The organism is Clostridium sp. MCC344 (assembly GCF_018785365.1).
GTDB lineage: Bacteria > Bacillota > Clostridia > Lachnospirales > Lachnospiraceae > Pilosibacter.
In genome coordinates, this window is record NZ_WQPQ01000012.1 from 1 (window position 1) to 2,589 (window position 2,589).

2 protein-coding genes are annotated in these 2,589 nt (G+C 46.5%); both read left to right on the forward strand.

Annotation, left to right across the window (positions count from 1 at the left end; translation table 11 throughout):
• A partial coding sequence (locus GPK90_RS02415; RefSeq protein WP_207647608.1) for a hypothetical protein occupies positions 1 to 205 on the forward strand: 205 nt, incomplete at its 5' end.
• Positions 206 to 652: 447 nt separating this feature from the next.
• A complete protein-coding gene (locus tag GPK90_RS02420) occupies positions 653 to 2,485 on the forward strand; it encodes a reverse transcriptase/maturase family protein (protein WP_005933772.1) in 1,833 nt (610 codons plus the stop codon).
• The last annotated feature ends 104 nt before the right edge of the window (positions 2,486 to 2,589 follow it).

The window sequence follows — 2,589 nt, forward strand, 5'->3', positions numbered from 1 at the left end:
GCGCGTCCAGAAGCGCCGCTTTTCATCCAAAGGCGGTGTGCGGGCATTTTGGGAACCCGGCTTTAGCAAGCCGGTAAAGAAAAGTATCAAAGACGTGAAAAGCGTCACTTTAGCGTCATCCGATTTACCCCGGAGGGAAACCACAAGGGGGACAATAGCGTATCGGAAAAATCGCAAGTTGGGAAAACCATCTACCCACGACTGAGCGGCAAGACGCAACATTGTGAATGAGGAGCAAGGCTAAACTGCTTTAAGGGCAGTCCGAGGCGGGATACTCGACCCGGCGGCGCAGGATGGTTGTATTCGCCGTATGTCATAGCGGAATGTGACAGGTAAACACAGACCGCACGATACTTATGACAGCCAGCCGCAGTAAGCGGAAAAGGACGAAAACCCACTACCGACATCACAATACGCTTTTCCCAAAGTGTCTAACTGGAGATTGCCTAAACCGGAACGCCGGAACTATCCGGCTATGCGTAATGCCGCAAGGCGATAAATTTCAAGGGGTAAAAACCCAAGAAAGATGACGCTGAATATCCGGCATGGCAACGGAGCCTCCGTAGTAGTCCGAGGGCGGGAAAGCCGTCTACATGGCGAAGGGAGGCAGGATGTCAACCAATTCATAAAAAGGAAAGGTGCGTGAGGCATTATGAGAAGTCCTGAAAATGTGTTGGAAAGCCTAAAATCCAAGGCGTGTAACAAGAGCTACAAGTACGAGCGGTTATACCGCAACCTGTACAATCCACAATTCTATCTGCTGGCATATCAGCGGATACAGGCGAAACCAGGCAACATGACAGCCGGAACAGACGGCAAAACCATTGACGGAATGGGAATGGCAAGGATAAACGCCCTCATTGAAAAGATGCGGGATTTTAGTTATCAGCCTAACCCGGCAAGGAGAACGTATATCCCGAAATCCAATGGGAAAATGCGTCCTCTGGGGATACCGTCATTCGACGATAAACTGATACAGGAGGTGGTGCGGCTCATCTTAGAGAGTATTTATGAGCCAACCTTTAGCGACTATTCCCACGGTTTCCGTATAAACAGAAGCTGTCATACGGCACTCAAATATGTGCAGAAATATTTTACGGGGACAAAGTGGTTCGTTGAGGGAGATATAAAGGGCTGTTTTGACAACGTAGACCATCATGTGTTGATTGCTATTTTGCGAAAGCGGATTGCAGATGAACATTTCATCGGTCTGCTCTGGAAGTTCTTGAAAGCTGGATATATGGAGGATTGGAATTATCACAATACTTATTCCGGCACTCCGCAAGGCTCCATCATCAGCCCTATCCTTGCAAACATCTACATGAACGAACTGGATAGCTATATGGCAGAGTATGCAGAGAAATTCAACTGCGGAAACCGCCGTAAAATCAATCCTGCGTTCAAGAAGAAGCTGGATGTCTGCCGGGGGAAAGAACAAAGGCTTAAAAGAAATCTCTCTAAAATGAGCGAGGAAGAAAAAGAGGGCTTAATTGCAGAAATCCGGGAACTGCGGCGTAGTCTGAAATCTATGCCGTATAGCGACCAGATGGACGATAGCTATAAACGGATTTGCTATATCCGATATGCCGATGATTTCTTAATTGGAGTTATCGGCAGCAAAGAGGACGCAGAACAGATTAAACAAGATGTAGGCTGCTTTATCCGGGACAAACTCCATCTGGAAATGTCCGAGGAAAAGACATTGATTACTCATGGACACGACGCTGCGAAGTTCTTGGGATATGAGGTCACAATCGCCAAAGGCGAACACAACAAAAAGACCAAAACCGGGGCTACCAGACGGGTAAACAATGGAAAAGTCTTACTTTATGTTCCCCATGATAAGTGGGTAAAACGACTGTTCTCCTACAATGCCCTCAAGATTAAATACGACAAACAAAATGGAAACAAAGAGGTTTGGGAACCTGTCCGGCGCACTCGCCTGTTGCACTTGGACGATTTGGAAATCCTAAACCAATACAACGCAGAAATCCGTGGATTGTATAACTACTACCGACTTGCAAACAACGTGTCTGTACTCAATAACTTCTACTATGTAATGAGATACAGTATGCTCAAAACCTTTGCTGGAAAATATCGGACACGAATCAGCAGAATTATCCGCAAGTACCGTCAAGGAAAAGATTTTGTTGTGGAATATCCGAAGAAAAACGGCAAGGTCGGAAAGGTATTGTTTTACAATAATGGGTTCCGCCGGGACACTAAAGTAGAAAGCGGAAATCCTGATATAGTAGCAAGAATTTTTGAGAATTATGGGCGTAATAGTCTTATAAAAAGACTGCAAGCAAACAGGTGTGAGTGGTGTGGCGCAGAGAATGTGCCGCTTGAAATACACCATATACGAAAACTCAAAGATTTAAGTGGCAGAAAACAATGGGAAATCGCCATGATTGGGCGTAAGCGCAAGACAATGGCACTCTGCGTCTACTGTCACGACAAGTTACACGCGGGGAAATTAGACTGACATCTGGAGAGCCGGATACGCTGAGAGGTGTAAGTCCGGTTCGGAGGGGAGTTCTCGGAAACCTGCCATAGTGATATGGTAAGGCGCCGGGTTCTTACCCTACT

What these genes read in the sequence shown, in the direction of transcription:
- GPK90_RS02420 (WP_005933772.1), top strand. Translation starts at nt 653, where the DNA reads ATGAGAAGTCCTGAAAATGTGTTGGAAAGCCTAAAATCCAAGGCGTGT.